The sequence below is a fragment of the Methylovirgula sp. genome (assembly GCF_037200945.1).
Taxonomy (GTDB): domain Bacteria; phylum Pseudomonadota; class Alphaproteobacteria; order Rhizobiales; family Beijerinckiaceae; genus Methylovirgula.
Genome location: NZ_JBBCGP010000001.1, coordinates 3470511 through 3485737, shown reverse-complemented (window position 1 = coordinate 3485737; position 15227 = coordinate 3470511). Strand labels below are relative to the sequence as shown.

Below are 15227 nucleotides of genomic sequence, written 5' to 3'. Positions count from 1 at the left end.
GCCTATTGTCTTAGCTTGAGAGCGTCATTCGGCGGAAGCTTGCGGGGACGCAAGATGCACGGGTTCGGAAATCCGGCGCGCAAGATCGGCCACGCTGGTGCCGGTTTCTAGCACGCCGTTGCGCTGGCATAGTGCGGCCACGTAGGCACGCATCGGTCCCGAACCCCGCCGGGCATATTTGTCGTAGACGAGCGGCATGATGTTGTTGACGCCGGCGAGGCCGAGACCGCCCTTCGCATCGATCGCCATCATTTCGTCGAGGCACATCTTGCCGGGTTCGACGCATTGATTGAGCGCGAGCTTGAATAGCGCGGCATCGACCGTGCCCCAAGTCTTGGGAGGCAGATTCTGGCTTGGCCGTTCAAGGTCGAGATAAGTGTTGCGATCGAGTGCGCCACCGTCAGATTTGACCTTCGCGACCCATTTATCGAAATCGGCCACGCTGAGGCTGGTGTAGGGGAAATGCATTCCGGCGAAGCCGTCACCGCTGTAATTTGCCGAAAGGCCCGCATAGGTGCCGGTCTGGGTCATCACGGCGTGAAGCTGCGTTTCCATCCCCGGCATGGCATAGATCATGCCCGCCATCGCCGGGATGTAGAACGCGTTCATGACGCTGGAAGAGGTGATGCGGAACTCGACCTGCCGGTCGATGGGGGCACTAACCTGATTAAGTGTCGCGATGCCGTATTGCGGGTAGATGAAGAGCCATTTCCAATCCATCGCCACCACATCGATTTCAAGCGGCTTCGCATTCGCAGGTAGCGGCTTGCCCTCGGCGATGCGATCGATAGGCCGGTAGGGGTCGAGCAAGTGTGTACCCGTCCATGTGATCGCACCCAGCGCGATGATAATGAGGAGGGGAGCCCCCCAGATGACCAGTTCGAGCTGCGTCGAATGATCCCAGTCCGGCTCGTAGCGGGCGGATGTATTGGACTTGCGATAATGCCAGGCAAAAAGCACTGTCAGTGCCATCACCGGGACGATGACGAGCAGCATCAGCCAGACGGAATCGAGCAGGGCATCGCGTTGCTGAATAGCGACATCGCCGGAGGGATCCAGTACAACCGCTTTGCAGCCGCCGAGGAGCGCGAGGCACGAAAGCAAAACGATGGAGCGCAGACGTCTCACGGCAATCCCATCCTTCGGTCCGGTCCGCCCTTTGGCCGGACGGTTATTGTCATGACTGGCTAGCTGCACTGCAAAAGAGCGGCTATTGGACAATTTGCCCAATGCCCCGATAGCGCGTTGCAGCAGAAAAGAAGCGAAATCCTTGTGGGCCCTTGCGTGACCGTCTGCAATGGCCTTGCCACTACGGAGTAAGATCGACCCATGAGCGCCGAATCCGCAGCGCCCCACGCAGTTCTCCCGGCCGATTCCGTATTGCCTGGGGTTGATCCTCACGGCGATGTGAGGCCGGCCGATGTCGCGACGGGTGTGATCATCGGGCGCACGTCGGAATATTTCGATTTCTTCGTCTATGCGATCGCGTCGGTCCTTGTCTTCCCGAAATGGGTCTTTCCCTATGCCTCGCCGCTGAACGCCACGCTTTATTCGTTCGTGGTTTTCGCTGTCGGCTTCCTGGCGCGGCCGATCGGTGATGCGATCTTCCTGTCGGTCGAACGAGCCTGGGGCCGCGGTGTGAAACTGACCGCTGCCCTATTTCTCATGGGCGCCTCGACCGTCTCGCTCGGCTTTTTGCCGGGTTACGCGCAGGTGGGCTGGGTTTCGGCACTCATCCTGGCGATCTTGCGCATCTGCCAATGCATGGCGTTTGGCGGCGTCTGGGACGGTCTGCCGTCGCTGCTCGCCATTTACTCGCCGGAAAAGCAACGCGGCTGGTACGCGATGATTCCGCAGCTCGGTGCGCCTCTGGGGCTGATCGTAGCGAGCGGCCTCTTTGCTTATTTCATCGCGTATCTGTCGCCGCAGGACTTTTACGATTGGGGCTGGCGCTATCCGTTCTTCGTCGCTTTCGCGATCAATGTCGTGGCGCTGTTTGCGCGGCTGCGAATCGTGGCTGCGCCGGAATACCGCGAGAAATTCGAAGCACTCGAATTGCAAGCCGCGCCGGTCATCGAGACGATCGAGGCGGAGGGCCGCAACATTCTCATCGGCGTGTTTGCGCCGCTGGCGAGTTTCGCGATGTTTCATATGGTGACGGTGTTTCCGCTGTCCTGGGTCATGCTGTTTACGAAACAGACGCCGGTGACATTTCTGATCATCGAGCTCATTGCGGCGGGCTTCGGTGTGGTCGCCATCGTGGCATCCGGCTATCTCGCCAATCGCGTCGGCCGCACGCGCGTTTTGATTGTTACCGCCGCCGCCATCGCCGCGTTCAGCGGCTTCGCGCCGCAATTGCTGAATACCGGTGTTGTCGGCGAAACGAGCTACATGATCATCGGCTTCATTCTGCTGGGTCTGTCGTTCGGGCAGGCCTCGGGAACGGTCGCGTCGAACTTTGCGCCGATCTATCGTTACACAGCCTCGGCCCTGACATCGGATCTCGCCTGGCTGTTCGGCGCCGGCTTCGCGCCGTTTCTCGCGCTCGCCCTTTCGGCGCGTTTCGGCGTCATGGCCTCGGGCGTCTATCTTCTCTCCGGCGCCATCGCGACGGTCACCGCGCTGGCCATCAATCGCCGGCTTGAGGTCGATTAGCCCGAAGCTATCGGGGAATCAGCAGCTTCTCGGCCAGATCGGCGAGGTCTGCTGCTGCAAAGTCGACTGTCACGCTTGGGGCCGTTTCACCACGACCCGCCCCATGTTCGTCGGGCCGCGCGATGTGCGCGGTGTGCAGCCCATGGCTCGCGGCCGCCGCGAGGTCGCTGCTGTGGCAGGCGACCATCAGACATTCCCTGGCTTTGAGACCGAAAGCATCCACGGCATCGAGATAGATTTGAGCCTTGGGTTTGTAATCGCGCGAAAAATCACCGCCGAGAATTGCGTCCCAAAGGAAATTGTTGCGGCGCGCGAGATCGACCTGCAGGGCGATGTTTCCATTGGACAATGGCGCGATACGAAACTGCGTCCGTAATCGTGCAAGCGCCGCCGGCACCTCTGGCCAGGCGTCGAGTCTGTGCCAGGCGAGGTTCAATTCGGCGCGTGTATCTTCATCGAGATGTTCGAGGCCGAAGCGCGGGAGAATACGATCGAGGTTGCGGCGATGGATAATATCGAGCCGGACGTAGCCTTCGCGTCCCGAGCGGATTTCTTCCATGCCTGCCTGATATTCGCCGCGCCAGGCATCGGCGAAAGCGCCCCAATCGAGAGTCTTGCCGGTCGGCGCGATGAGCCGCTCTGCCTCGCGTGCGACGCCAGTGCGGAAATCGACGAGCGTGCCGAAGACATCGAAAAAGAGGGCTTTTATCGGGGTGTCGGGCAACGTCCACCTCTCATACTGCGAGGGGACCTCATTGGCGCGGTTTTGGTTATTCGTCCAGCGGTCGCGTGAAAGTTATTGGTTTGAATGGTGGGCGGTACAGGGATCGAACCTGTGACCTTCTCCATGTCAAGGAGACATTCTCCCGCTGAACTAACCGCCCGTTGGTTCAGTTGAACCATAATACATTGGGAAGCTGCCTGTAATTGCTCAGGCCAATACTATTACGTCAACGTAGTGCTTTCCCGCTGAGCTACGCGCCCTGAAACGACGGCCTCTCGACCGCGGGAAGAGAGGCTATATCGGCTTCGTGCAGGCTGCGCAAGCTGTCGATGTGCGGCGCTTCACGCCGCCGCAAGCAGCCGGTTCACCTCGTTGACGAGGTCTTTCAGATGAAAGGGCTTCGACAGGATTTTCGCCTGTCGTGGCGCATGGTTGTCCGGGTTGAGCGCCACCGCCGCGAACCCGGTGATGAACATCACTTTGATTTCCGGGTCGAGTTCGGTCGCCCGCCGCGCCAATTCAATGCCGTCCATCTCCGGCATCACGATATCGGTCAGGAGAAGCTCAAACGGTTCTTCGCGCAGCCGGTTATAGGCCGAGAGGCCATTGTCGAAGGAAACGACGGCATAGCCGGCATTTTGGAGCGCCTTGGCCAGGAAGCGACGCATGTCGTTGTCGTCCTCGGCGAGCAGGATCTTTTGATTTGGCTGAAAAGAATTGTCGTTCATCGGTGCCCCTGATTTACCGTCTATCAAAGCCCGATCCGGTAAAAATCGAGTGAAAATGATCATATAATGAGCGGGTTTCGGTCGTTTTCGCGGAGATTTGACCGGCGCCTGATGCATCGACAGATTGGCCGGCTGATGTCAAACTCCCATGACGCTGACGCCTCGGCCGGCCTTCGGCGGCCTCCACTGGAGCATTAATGGCCTCATTTATTCCCGGCAACCTTTCGTCTTTGCCGCTCGCGTGGGCCATCCCAGTGCATGAGCCGGAGCTTGATCCGCCGTTCGAAATCGTCGACCCCGCGCGCCTGGCATCGCCGCTGGTTCTCTCGTCGCCGCATTCGGGCTCGATCTATCCCGCGCAATTTCTGGCGAGTTCGCGGCTCGATGCCGCGACGCTGCGACGTTCGGAAGACGCCTATGTCGACGAGCTCTTCATGGGTGGCGTCCGCTCTGGCGGGCCGTTGATACGCGCACGCTTTCCGCGGGCCTACCTTGATCTCAATCGCGAGCCCTACGAACTCGATCCGCGCATGTTCGAGACGCGCCTGCCAAGCTTTGCCAACACGCGCTCCGTGCGTGTCGCCGGCGGTCTCGGCACAGTGGCGCGAGTCGTCGGCGATTCGCAGGAGATCTACGCTCATAAACTGCGCCTCGATGAAGTGCTCGCCCGGATCGAGACGCTTTATAAACCATATCATCGCGCGCTTGAGACGCTGCTGTCGCGCGCCTGGCAGACATTCGGGATGGCCGTCCTGATTGATTGCCATTCGATGCCGTCGGTTTCGATATGCCCGCCGGGGCGGGAAAGCGAGCGCAAGGTCAAAGCGGATTTCGTCCTGGGCGACCGCTACGGCACGAGTTGCGCGGGCGATCTCATCGATCTCGTGGACCACGAATTGCGCCGCATGGGTTACACAATTTTCCGTAACAAACCCTATGCTGGTGGTTTTATCACCGAGCATTACGGCGACCCGACGAATCATATCCACGCGATGCAGATCGAGATCAATCGCGGGCTTTACATGGACGAGGCGAACATAACCAAAGCGCCGCGTTTCGAGGCGATCGCCAGTGATTTGTCGAATGTCGTTGCGGCGCTCGCCGCGCATGTCGCCTCCGGCTATTCAGGCACGGTCCGCGCTGCGGCCGAATAAAGCATCCTGAAAAGAAAGAGGCCGCCTGCAATGAAGCAAGCGGCCCAAGTCTAGGGAGGAAACGCCCAAGGAGGGCATCGGCGACAACCGGGTTGTCGCACCGCAATAATATGGACGTGCGTCGCACAAAGCGCAAGTCTTATTGACCTATTTGTGGGTTGTGCGGCGGTGCGACGCATCGAGCATCTTAAAGCATTATATATACACGTATTTTCCCTTTGAAATCTTGACTTTCAGGCGCTTCTGACGCGTTGCCATTGTGTCACGCTGGCGGGGTTAAAGAGTTTAGCTTGAGTTCGGCGCGCCATTCAAAATCCATTGCCGTTATGGTCCATTCGATTCTCTCGGGTCTTGCATGACAGCCGTCGATCTCACCGCCTTTATCGAAAAGCTCGCCGACGTCGCTGGCCAGACGATCTTGCCGTTTTTCCGCACGACCTTTGGCGCCGAGGACAAAAGCGCAGGTGGCGTTTTCGATCCGGTCACCGAAGCCGACCGAGCTGCCGAAGTCGCGATGCGCCGCCTTATCCGCGAAACTTTCGCCCATCACGGCATCATCGGCGAAGAATTCGGCAATGACCGCGACGATGCGGAATATGTCTGGGTGCTCGATCCGATCGACGGCACCAAAAGCTTCATTTCGGGTTTTCCGACATGGGGAACCCTGATCGGTCTCTTGCATAGAGGCCGGCCGATTTACGGCGCGATGGCGCAGCCGTTCACGCGCGAATATTTTTTCGGCGATGGGAAAGTCGCGACTTGGCGCGGGCCGGGGCACGACCACAAGCTGATACAACGCAAGCTCTACGTCCGCGCCTGCGAGGCCTTGTCGCGCGCGACATTGTTGACGACTTCGCCGCTGCTGTATCCGCCGGACGCGCTGTCCAAATTTCGCCGCGTCGAGGAAAAGACGCGACTCTCGCGCTATGGCTATGATTGCTACGCCTTCGCGATGCTCGCCGCGGGCCACGTCGATTGCGTCATCGAAGCTGGCGTCAAGGCTTACGATATTGCGCCGCTCATCCCGATCGTCGAAGGGGCAGGGGGCGTGGTGACAACCTGGACCGGTGGCGATGCGGCCGCTGGCGGCGATGTCATCGCCTCGGGTGATGCGCGTCTGCATGAGGCCGCGCTGGCCTTGCTCGCTTAAACCCGCGCAGCCAGTGGCCAACGCAACAGACCGCGCCGGCGGCGGCGTGGTGGGGCCGCGCGCAGCGTCTTTGCCATCTCATCTTCCGCGCCCGGAATGAAGGCATCGAAGGCCGCCCAGAACTGGCTGCGAAAAACATCGCGCTCCATCAAAATGTCGTGGCGCGCCTGTGGCAGCGTGATGAAATGGCCGGCCTTGAGACGGCTGGCAAAGGCTTCGATCGCCGGCGTCGCAACGATCCGGTCGGCACCGACGGCAATCACAAGCGCCGGTGTCAGCGTCCTGCGCGCATAATCGGGATTCTCGAACTGGCGCATCAATCGCAGCGCCGCGTTCGCCCAGCTCACGGTTGGGCCGCCGATAGCAAGTTGCGGGGCGGCGTTGAGCGTCGCGACGGTGCGCGCATAGCGCGTTTCGTCCGATGTCAGGACTTGCTGCGCAAAGGGCCGCAGGTAGATCGATCGGCCGCTGGCGCCGGGGATGTAAGAGCCGCCGAGACCGATAATATCCAGGCCTTCGATAAAGAGCCGCGCCCCGGCCTTGAAGCGCAATAGATATAAATCGATCATGGGCGACGTCAGAACCAGCCGCGCAAAAGGCGAACGACCCGCGTGCGCCTGCGCCAGCAGCACGGCGGCACCCATGCTGTGGCCGAGCGCGAACCACGGCTTCGGGCACAGCGGCGTCAGGATCTGGTCGCGTAGCGCGACGAGGTCTCGCTCATAAATCTCAAAATCGTCGATATGACCTTTACGGGAATTGCGGAGCTGACGTTCGGACAAACCTTGCCCGCGCCAGTCCAGCGCCACAACGGCGAAGCCGCGGGCAAGCAATTCTGCGACGGTTTCGAAATAGCGTTCGATGAATTCGGCGCGTCCCGCAAGAATCACGACGGTGCCGCGTTGCGTTGGCCGGCCCTCCCAACGCGCAACGCGCAAGTTCACGCCATCCTGCGCGGTCAGTGTCGTGACGATGGCGCCGTCTGGGACGGGATTGGCGGGAATGCTGATCAGATCCAAGACGAAGCCTTACCTTCGCAATATTGCGGGCGTGTTCGGCGTCCTGGAATTGTTGCCAGAACCATCCTTGCAACGGCCAAAACCCCTACCATATCGAGGTTGCGTGGGCCAATCGGACGCGCAGAAAACTGGGTGCAGTCAGGGCTTTAGGCCGGCTGTTGCCTGCTCGCTTTTTTTGAGGAGAACGCAAATGCGCCAACTCGATCTTACGCCACTTTACCGATCGACCATCGGCTTTGACCGCCTGTTCAATCTGGTCGATCAGGCTGCTGGCTTTGAGGCCGCCCCTTCCTATCCGCCCTACAATATCGAACGTACGGGCGAAGATTCCTATCGCATCTCTGTCGCTGTCGCCGGCTTTAGCGAGAACGAGCTTTCGGTCGAGAGCCGCGAGAACAGCGTGATTCTCCGGGGTTCGAAGGAAGCTCGGGTTGAAAGCGATCCGGCGAAGAAGGAAGTCCTTTATCAGGGCATTGCCGCGCGCGCGTTCGAGCGGCGTTTTCAGCTCGCCGACCACGTCTACGTAAAGAGTGCGAGCCTTGAGAACGGTCTGCTGCACGTCGATCTCGTGCGCGAATTGCCGGAGGCGCAGAAGCCCCGTCAGGTGCCGATCGGCAAGGCGGCCACCGGCCCGAAGGCCGTCGAGACCGATTCGTCGCCAAAAGCTGCATAATCCCGCGTAGCGCATCCCAGCGGATCGGGAAGGGCGCCCACGCGGCGCCCTTTTCATTGGCGCTTTATTGACCGGCTTTCGGCGCGGCTTTGTGCGCCGTGTCTTTGCGGGGTGGCAGTTTGGTGTTTTCGATCAGATGGCCGCTGTCTGCGTCGAACACCATCCGATGGGCAACGCCATTTGCGTCCTCGGCTTCTGCAAGGAAAATATTATCCTTGCGGCGCGGTTTCGCGACGAGATGAAGACCAAGCCTCGTCACGCGGCGGCGCACGTCTGCAACCGTGAAACTCCGCGGTGCCTCATAGCCGCTGCCCGGATAGTCAGGACCCGGCGGCCCTTCATCGCCCGGAGGACCTGGCGGTGATGGATAGCCGCCATGATAGTCATGGTAATAAGGATAGGCCCACGGCGGCGGCCCATATTGTGCGTTTGCTGGAATAATTGTGAGCGAGGCCAGAAGACTGCCGGCAAACGCAAGGGCGCCTCTGCGCACGACACGGAAGCTTAGCGTACGAGAGCCAGACATGTGTCCTCCATCCGGTCGGCGTCTATCATAACCTTCACAAGAATTCCGGCGAAAGTCGGCATGGATTACGGCGGCGCGGCGACCCGCGGCGCTTGAACGAAGAAGGGCAAAAAGATGCGCCGATCGCGATCGATTTCACTACGGCAACGTTGCGGCGCGATATTTTGCCCTCGGGCCTAAAGTGTGCTTGTGTTTTCATTCTAAATTTGAAAAAGTCCCGCCGCGGATAGGACAGCCTTGTTGACCTTTTAAGATGCTGGCACGTTTCCAGCATTTTCTAGTCGCAGAGCTGGTCGCGACGGCGGGCATTCTCAGACAATGGGCGAGTTCGACCCGGCTTTGAGTTTTGGGGACGGAGCATGACGGCTGTGGAAAAGCATCAGCGGATTGGGTCGGAACTCGGGGGTCAGACGGCCGGCAAAGCCGCTTTTTCCGTCGGCGCCGGTCTCGATCCCGGCCTGCCGCCGGCGCAGGGTCTCTATGACCCACGCCAGGAGCATGATGCGTGCGGTGTCGGCTTTATCGCCAATATGCACAATCAGAAGTCGCACGACATCATCGGCAAGGGTCTGGAAATCCTCCTCAACCTCGATCACCGGGGTGCCGTGGGGGCAGACCCCAAGGCGGGCGACGGCTGCGGCATGCTGGTGCAGATGCCGCATCGGTTCTTTGCGGCGGAAGCCAACAAACTCGGCTTCCGGCTTCCGGCATTAGGCGAATACGCCGCCGGTCTCATCTTCCTGCCGCGCGATCCTGAAATCCGCAGCAAGATCGAATCGCTGATTGCATCGGTCGTTGCCGCCGAAGGGCAGGTTTTGCTCGCGTGGCGCGACGTGCCGCGCGATTCGTCCGGACTTGGTGAGAGCATCAAGCCGACAGAACCTGTCATCCGGCAGATTTTCATCGAGCGCGGCCTCGACGCGGGGCGGTCGGGCGCCGACTATGACGAGTTCGAGCGGCGGCTGTTCATCCTGCGCAAGGTGATCTCGAACAGCGTGCGCGATCTCAACGATCCGCGCACCAAGGGATTCTACATCGTCTCCCTGTCGTCGCGCACGATCGTCTACAAAGGTCTGCTGCTCGCGACGCAGCTTGGCGAATATTTCAAGGATCTGCAGGATCCGCTGTTCGAATCGGCGCTGGCGCTCGTGCATCAGCGTTTCTCGACCAACACGTTCCCGACCTGGCAGCTCGCGCATCCTTACCGGATGGTCGCGCATAACGGTGAGATCAACACCGTGCGCGGCAATAACAATTGGATGGCCGCGCGCGAAGCGTCGGTCAGTTCGCCGCTGTTTGGCGACGACATCAAGAAGCTTTGGCCGATTTCCTACGAGGGACAATCGGACACGGCCTGTTTCGATAATGCGCTCGAATTCCTCGTGCGCGGCGGCTATTCGCTGACGCACGCGATGATGATGCTGATCCCGGAGGCCTGGTCGGGCAATCCGTTGATGGATGAGAGCCGTCGCGCTTTCTACGAATATCATGCGGCGCTGATGGAGCCGTGGGACGGCCCCGCCGCCGTGGCTTTCACCGATGGCCGGCAGATCGGCGCGACGCTCGACCGTAACGGCCTGCGTCCGGCGCGCTATATTGTGACCGATGACGGCTTTGTCGTCATGGCGTCGGAAGTCGGCGTGCTGCCGATCCCGGAAGAGAAGATCATCACCAAATGGCGGCTTCAGCCGGGCCGGATGCTGCTCGTCGATCTCGAACAGGGCCGCATCATTTCGGACGACGAGATCAAGGCGGAAATGTCGAAGCTGGCGCCTTACGGCGACTGGCTGGCGCGCACGCAGATCAAGCTTGAAGAATTGCCGACGCCATCCGGACAACGCCCACCGCGAGGCGATGCCTCCTTGCTCGATCGCCAGCAGGCGTTCGGCTACACGCAGGAAGATATTGCGCTGCTGATGGAGCCGATGGCCGAGACTGGCCAGGAGGCGATCGGCTCGATGGGTACCGACACGCCGATCTCGGCGCTGTCATCGAAGTCGAAGCTGCTCTACACCTATTTCAAGCAGAATTTCGCGCAGGTGACGAACCCGCCGATCGATCCGATCCGCGAAGACATCGTCATGAGCCTCGTGTCCTTCATCGGGCCGCGGCCGAACATTTTCGACCGCGAAGGCAATTCCAAGCGCAAGCGCCTTGAAGTCAAGCAGCCGATTCTGACGAACGACGATCTGGAAAAGATCCGCAACATCGGCATGGTCGAAGATACGTTCGACACACGCACGCTCGACGTGACCTATGGGGCCGACAAGGGTGCCGAAGGCATGGCCGAGGCGCTCGATCGGCTCTGCAGTCGCGCCGAACAGGCAATCACGAGCGGCTATACGATCATCGTTCTGTCCGATCGCCTCGTCGGGCCGGACCGGATCCCGATTCCGTCATTGCTCGCGACTGCGGCCGTGCATCATCATCTGATCCGCAAGGGTCTGCGCACCTCGGTCGGCCTTGTCGTCGAGACGGGCGAAGCGCGCGAAGTGCATCATTTCGCGCTGCTCGCGGGCTATGGCGCCGAGGCGATCAACCCCTATCTCGCGTTTGAAACGCTGTACGCAATCGCCTCCGAATTGCCCAAGGATGTCGACGGGCACGAGGCGGTGAAGCGCTACATCAAGTCGATCGACAAGGGCCTGATGAAGGTCATGTCGAAGATGGGCATTTCGACCTATCAATCTTACTGCGGTGGACAGATATTCGATGCGATCGGCCTCGCCGATGATTTCGTCGCCCGCTATTTTACCGGCACGGCGAGCCGCATCGGAGGCATCGGCCTCGCCGAAGTCGCACAGGAATCGGCACGCCGGCATCAGGACGCTTTCGGCAATGCGCCGATCTATCGCAACGCGCTCGATGTCGGCGGCGAATATGCCTATCGCATTCGCGGCGAAGTGCATTCCTGGACGCCGCAGAGCGTCTCGCTGCTCCAGCACGCCGTGCGCAGCAATTCCGTCGAGACCTATAAGTCCTATGCGGCGCTGCTGAATGAGGAGAGCGAACGGCCGTTGACGATCCGCAGCCTGTTCCGCATCCGCCCGGCCGAGGAAGATGGCCGTACGCCGGTGCCGTTAGAAGAAGTCGAGTCGGTAGCAACGATCGTCCGGCGCTTTGCGACGGGCGCCATGTCGTTCGGCTCGATCTCGCGTGAGGCGCATACGACTCTCGCGATCGCGATGAACCGCATCGGCGGTAAATCGAATACGGGCGAGGGCGGCGAGGAATCCGATCGCTTCAAGCCGTTGCCGAACGGCGATTCGATGCGCTCGGCGATCAAGCAGGTCGCTTCCGGTCGCTTCGGCGCGACGGCGGAATATCTGGTCAACGCCGACATGATCCAGATCAAGATGGCGCAAGGTGCGAAGCCCGGCGAGGGTGGCCAATTGCCCGGCCACAAGGTCGATGCCGTCATTGCCAAGGTTCGCCACTCGACACAGGGCGTCGGCCTTATTTCGCCGCCGCCACATCACGACATCTATTCGATCGAAGATCTGAAGCAGCTCATCTACGATCTGAAAAACGTCAATCCGCGCGCCGACGTGTCGGTGAAGCTCGTCTCGGAAATCGGTGTCGGCACGGTCGCCGCCGGGGTGTCCAAGGCGAAGGCCGATCACGTCACGATCTCGGGCTATGAGGGCGGTACGGGCGCTTCGCCGCTGACCTCGATCAAGCACGCGGGCTCGCCGTGGGAGATCGGCCTCGCCGAGACGCATCAGACGCTGGTGCTCAACCGGCTGCGTTCGCGCATTGCCGTGCAGGTCGATGGTGGTTTGCGCACTGGGCGCGATGTCGTGGTCGGCGCGCTGCTCGGCGCCGATGAGTTCGGTTTTGCCACCGCGCCGCTGATCGCGGCCGGCTGCATCATGATGCGCAAGTGTCATCTCAATACCTGTCCGGTCGGTGTCGCGACGCAGGACCCGGTGCTGCGCAAGCGCTTCGTTGGCCAGCCCGAGCATATCATCAATTATTTCTTCTTCGTGGCTGAGGAAGTGCGCGAATGGATGGCCAGGCTCGGCTATCGCACATTCGATGAAATGGTCGGCCAGATGCAGATGCTCGACCGCGCCAAGGTCGTCGAGCATTGGAAGGCGCACGGCCTCGATTTCTCGAAATTGTTCCATAAGCCGACTGCCGACGGGCCGGAGGCGATCTATCATTCCGAAGGGCAGGATCATCAGCTCGAGAGAGTGCTCGACCGCGGCCTGATCGCGGAGGCGCAGCCGGCGATCCAGCGCGGCGCGAAGGTGCGGATCGAAACGACGATCCGTAACAGCGATCGCACGGCGGGCGCCATGCTTTCGGGGGAGATCGCCCGCGTCTACGGCCACACCGGCCTGCCGGACGAAACGGTCCATATCAAAATGAAGGGCACGGCTGGACAGAGCTTCGGTGGGTGGCTCGCCAAAGGCGTGACGATCGAACTCGAAGGTCAGGCCAACGATTATGTCGGCAAGGGTCTTTCGGGCGGCAAGATCATCATCTATCCGCCGGCAGAATCGCGCGTCGTGCCGGAAGAGTCGATCATCGCGGGCAATACGGTGCTCTACGGCGCGATCGCCGGGGAATGCTACTTGCGTGGCGTTGCTGGCGAGCGTTTTGGCGTGCGTAATTCCGGCGCGATCACAGTCGTTGAGGGCACCGGCGATCACGGCTGCGAATATATGACCGGCGGCATTGTCGTCGTGATCGGCAAGACGGGCCGCAATTTCGCCGCGGGCATGTCGGGCGGCATCGCGTATGTCCTCGATGAGGATGGCGATTTCGCCCAGCGCTGCAATCTGGCGATGGTCGAACTCGAACCGGTCGTCGCCGAAGAAGAGAAGATGCAGGAGAGCTATCATCAGGGTGGCGATCTCGACTTTCACGGTCGCGTCGATGTCATGCGTGACATGACGCGCTTCGATGCCGAGCGCCTGCATCAGCTGATCAGCAATCACGCGGCCTACACGGGCTCGATGCGGGCGCGTCTCATCCTTGACAATTGGGATGAGTACAAAGGCAAGTTCCGGAAGGTGATGCCGGTGGAATACCGGCGCGCGCTGGCCGAGCTTTTGGCGCAGGAAGAGGATGCGCCGCCATTCGCTGCCGCGGGCGAATAAACGTCAGGCATTCGCAGATAATCGATTTCGCCCGCTGGTAACGCGGGCGCGTTTGGGGCTGATATGGGCAAAGTTACGGGCTTCCTCGAAATCGACCGGCGCGACCGGCGCTATGCGCCAGCGTCCGACCGCATCCGCAATTACAAGGAATTCATGATCCCGCTTTCCGAAGAAGCGACAAAGGATCAGGCCGCGCGCTGCATGGATTGCGGCATCCCGTATTGTCACAACGGCTGCCCGGTTAACAATCAGATCCCGGATTGGAACGACCTCGTCTACAATTCCGATTGGGAAGAGGCGGCGCGCAATCTTCATTCGACCAATAATTTTCCGGAATTTACCGGCCGCGTTTGCCCGGCGCCGTGCGAGGCTGCCTGCACGCTCAATCTCACCGATCAGCCGGTGACAATCAAAACGATCGAATGCACGATCGTCGATCGCGCCTTTGCGAAGGGTTGGGTCAAGCCGGAGCCGTCAGAGCGCCGCACGGGCAAGAAAATTGGCGTCGTCGGCGCGGGTCCCGCGGGCCTTGCCTGCGCGCAGCAGCTCGCGCGCGTCGGCCATGATGTGCATGTCTTCGACAAGCATCTGAAAATGGGGGGCTTGCTGCGTTATGGCATTCCCGATTTCAAGATGGAGAAGCATCTGATCGAACGCCGCGTTCAGCAGATGGAAGCGGAGGGTGTGAATTTCCACGGCGGCGTCAATGTCGGCGTCGATCTCGATCCCGCCAATCTGCTCGATGATTGCGACGCTCTCGTGCTTGCGGGCGGGGCGGAGAAGCCGCGCGATCTGCCAATTCCCGGGCGCGATCTCGCCGGCATTCACTTCGCGATGGATTTTTTGCCGCAACAGAACCGCCGCGTCAGCCGCGAGCCGTTCCATACCAATCAGCCGATCCTCGCGGCCGGCAAGCGCGTTATCGTCATCGGTGGCGGCGACACCGGTTCGGACTGCATCGGTACGTCGGTGCGTCAGGGCGCCGTGAGCGTCACACAGCTTGAAATCATGACGATGCCGCCGGAGAAGGAAAACAAGCTTCTGACTTGGCCGGATTGGCCGCTGAAGCTGCGTACCTCGTCGAGCCACGAGGAAGGCGCCAAGCGCGACTTCGCCGTGATGACCAAGGAATTTCGCGGCGAGAACGGCGTGGTCAAGCAGCTTGTCTGCGTCCGTCTCGACGAGAAGATGAAAGAGATTCCCGACAGCGCGTTCGTTCTCGAAGCCGATCTCGTGTTGCTCGCGATGGGGTTCGTTGCGCCGATCTACGAAGGTCTGTTGGAAAAGCTCGGCGTCAAGCTCGACGGGCGCGGCAATGTCGAAGCCAATGTGAAGGACTACAAGTCCTCGCTCGACAAGATTTTCGCGTGTGGCGACATGCGCCGCGGACAATCACTCGTCGTCTGGGCGATTCGCGAAGGCCGTCAGGCGGCGCAGTCGGTCGATGAATTCCTGATGGGCGAGAGTGTCCTGCCGCGCTGAGAGGGCGC

11 protein-coding genes and 1 tRNA gene are annotated in these 15227 nt (G+C 60.6%); 6 read left to right on the top strand and 6 right to left on the bottom strand.

The features are described 5' to 3' along the window. Nucleotides 1-24: 24 nt before the first annotated feature. The gene (cyoA, locus tag WDN02_RS17085) at nucleotides 25-1128 is read right to left on the bottom strand and encodes a ubiquinol oxidase subunit II (RefSeq protein WP_337294624.1); all 1104 of its coding nucleotides are present in this window, start codon (nucleotides 1126-1128) and stop codon (nucleotides 25-27) included. Between the two features lie 201 nt (nucleotides 1129-1329). Here cyoA and WDN02_RS17080 point away from each other — a divergent pair, with 201 nt between their 5' ends. Next, nucleotides 1330-2655, top strand: a complete 1326-nt coding sequence (locus WDN02_RS17080) for an MFS transporter (protein ID WP_337294623.1) — start codon at nucleotides 1330-1332, stop codon at nucleotides 2653-2655. A 7-nt stretch (nucleotides 2656-2662) separates the two neighbouring features. Here WDN02_RS17080 and WDN02_RS17075 read toward each other — a convergent pair whose 3' ends face one another. From WDN02_RS17075 to WDN02_RS17065, 3 genes are all read right to left on the bottom strand, one after another. Further along, a complete protein-coding gene (locus tag WDN02_RS17075; protein WP_337294622.1) occupies nucleotides 2663-3379 on the bottom strand; it encodes a haloacid dehalogenase type II in 717 nt (238 codons plus the stop codon). 85 nt (nucleotides 3380-3464) lie between these two features. Beyond that, a tRNA-Val gene (locus WDN02_RS17070) sits at nucleotides 3465-3539 on the bottom strand. Nucleotides 3540-3720: 181 nt separating this feature from the next. Beyond that, entirely contained in the window at nucleotides 3721-4107 is a 387-nt protein-coding gene (locus WDN02_RS17065; RefSeq protein WP_337294621.1) for a response regulator, read from the bottom strand. A 248-nt stretch (nucleotides 4108-4355) separates the two neighbouring features. Here WDN02_RS17065 and WDN02_RS17060 point away from each other — a divergent pair, with 248 nt between their 5' ends. Next, nucleotides 4356-5261, top strand: a complete 906-nt coding sequence (locus WDN02_RS17060) for an N-formylglutamate amidohydrolase (RefSeq protein ID WP_337294975.1) — start codon at nucleotides 4356-4358, stop codon at nucleotides 5259-5261. 355 nt (nucleotides 5262-5616) lie between these two features. Further along, nucleotides 5617-6411, top strand: a complete 795-nt coding sequence (hisN, locus tag WDN02_RS17055) for a histidinol-phosphatase (RefSeq protein WP_337294620.1) — start codon at nucleotides 5617-5619, stop codon at nucleotides 6409-6411. Here hisN and WDN02_RS17050 read toward each other — a convergent pair. After that, complete coding sequence (locus tag WDN02_RS17050) at nucleotides 6408-7430, bottom strand: alpha/beta hydrolase (RefSeq protein ID WP_337294619.1); 1023 nt, start codon at nucleotides 7428-7430, stop codon at nucleotides 6408-6410. The two genes, hisN and WDN02_RS17050, sit on opposite strands and share 4 nt — an antisense overlap. Nucleotides 7431-7620: 190 nt before the next feature. On the opposite strand from WDN02_RS17050, the gene WDN02_RS17045 reads away from it, so the two are divergent. Further along, the gene (locus WDN02_RS17045) at nucleotides 7621-8103 is read left to right on the top strand and encodes an Hsp20 family protein (RefSeq protein WP_337294618.1); all 483 of its coding nucleotides are present in this window, start codon (nucleotides 7621-7623) and stop codon (nucleotides 8101-8103) included. A gap of 64 nt (nucleotides 8104-8167) precedes the next feature. Here WDN02_RS17045 and WDN02_RS17040 read toward each other — a convergent pair whose 3' ends face one another. Further along, nucleotides 8168-8629 carry a hypothetical protein gene (locus WDN02_RS17040; RefSeq protein WP_337294617.1) on the bottom strand — a complete coding sequence of 154 codons (462 nt, stop codon included), beginning with the start codon at nucleotides 8627-8629 and terminating at the stop codon, nucleotides 8168-8170. A 359-nt stretch (nucleotides 8630-8988) separates the two neighbouring features. On the opposite strand from WDN02_RS17040, the gene gltB reads away from it, so the two are divergent. Together gltB and WDN02_RS17030 are read left to right on the top strand one after the other, a co-directional pair. After that, on the top strand, nucleotides 8989-13737 hold the full coding sequence (gene gltB, locus WDN02_RS17035; protein WP_337294616.1) for a glutamate synthase large subunit: 4749 nt from the start codon (nucleotides 8989-8991) through the stop codon (nucleotides 13735-13737). 63 nt (nucleotides 13738-13800) lie between these two features. Next, on the top strand, nucleotides 13801-15219 hold the full coding sequence (locus WDN02_RS17030; RefSeq protein WP_337294615.1) for a glutamate synthase subunit beta: 1419 nt from the start codon (nucleotides 13801-13803) through the stop codon (nucleotides 15217-15219). Nucleotides 15220-15227 lie beyond the last annotated feature (8 nt).

Coding starts and splice junctions, on each gene's coding strand:
- WDN02_RS17080 (WP_337294623.1), top strand. CDS start 1,330: ATGAGCGCCGAATCCGCAGCGCCCCACGCAGTTCTCCCGGCCGATTCC.
- WDN02_RS17065 (WP_337294621.1), bottom strand. CDS start 4,107: ATGAACGACAATTCTTTTCAGCCAAATCAAAAGATCCTGCTCGCCGAG.
- hisN (WP_337294620.1), top strand. CDS start 5,617: ATGACAGCCGTCGATCTCACCGCCTTTATCGAAAAGCTCGCCGACGTC.
- WDN02_RS17045 (WP_337294618.1), top strand. CDS start 7,621: ATGCGCCAACTCGATCTTACGCCACTTTACCGATCGACCATCGGCTTT.
- WDN02_RS17040 (WP_337294617.1), bottom strand. CDS start 8,629: ATGTCTGGCTCTCGTACGCTAAGCTTCCGTGTCGTGCGCAGAGGCGCC.
- gltB (WP_337294616.1), top strand. CDS start 8,989: ATGACGGCTGTGGAAAAGCATCAGCGGATTGGGTCGGAACTCGGGGGT.
- WDN02_RS17030 (WP_337294615.1), top strand. CDS start 13,801: ATGGGCAAAGTTACGGGCTTCCTCGAAATCGACCGGCGCGACCGGCGC.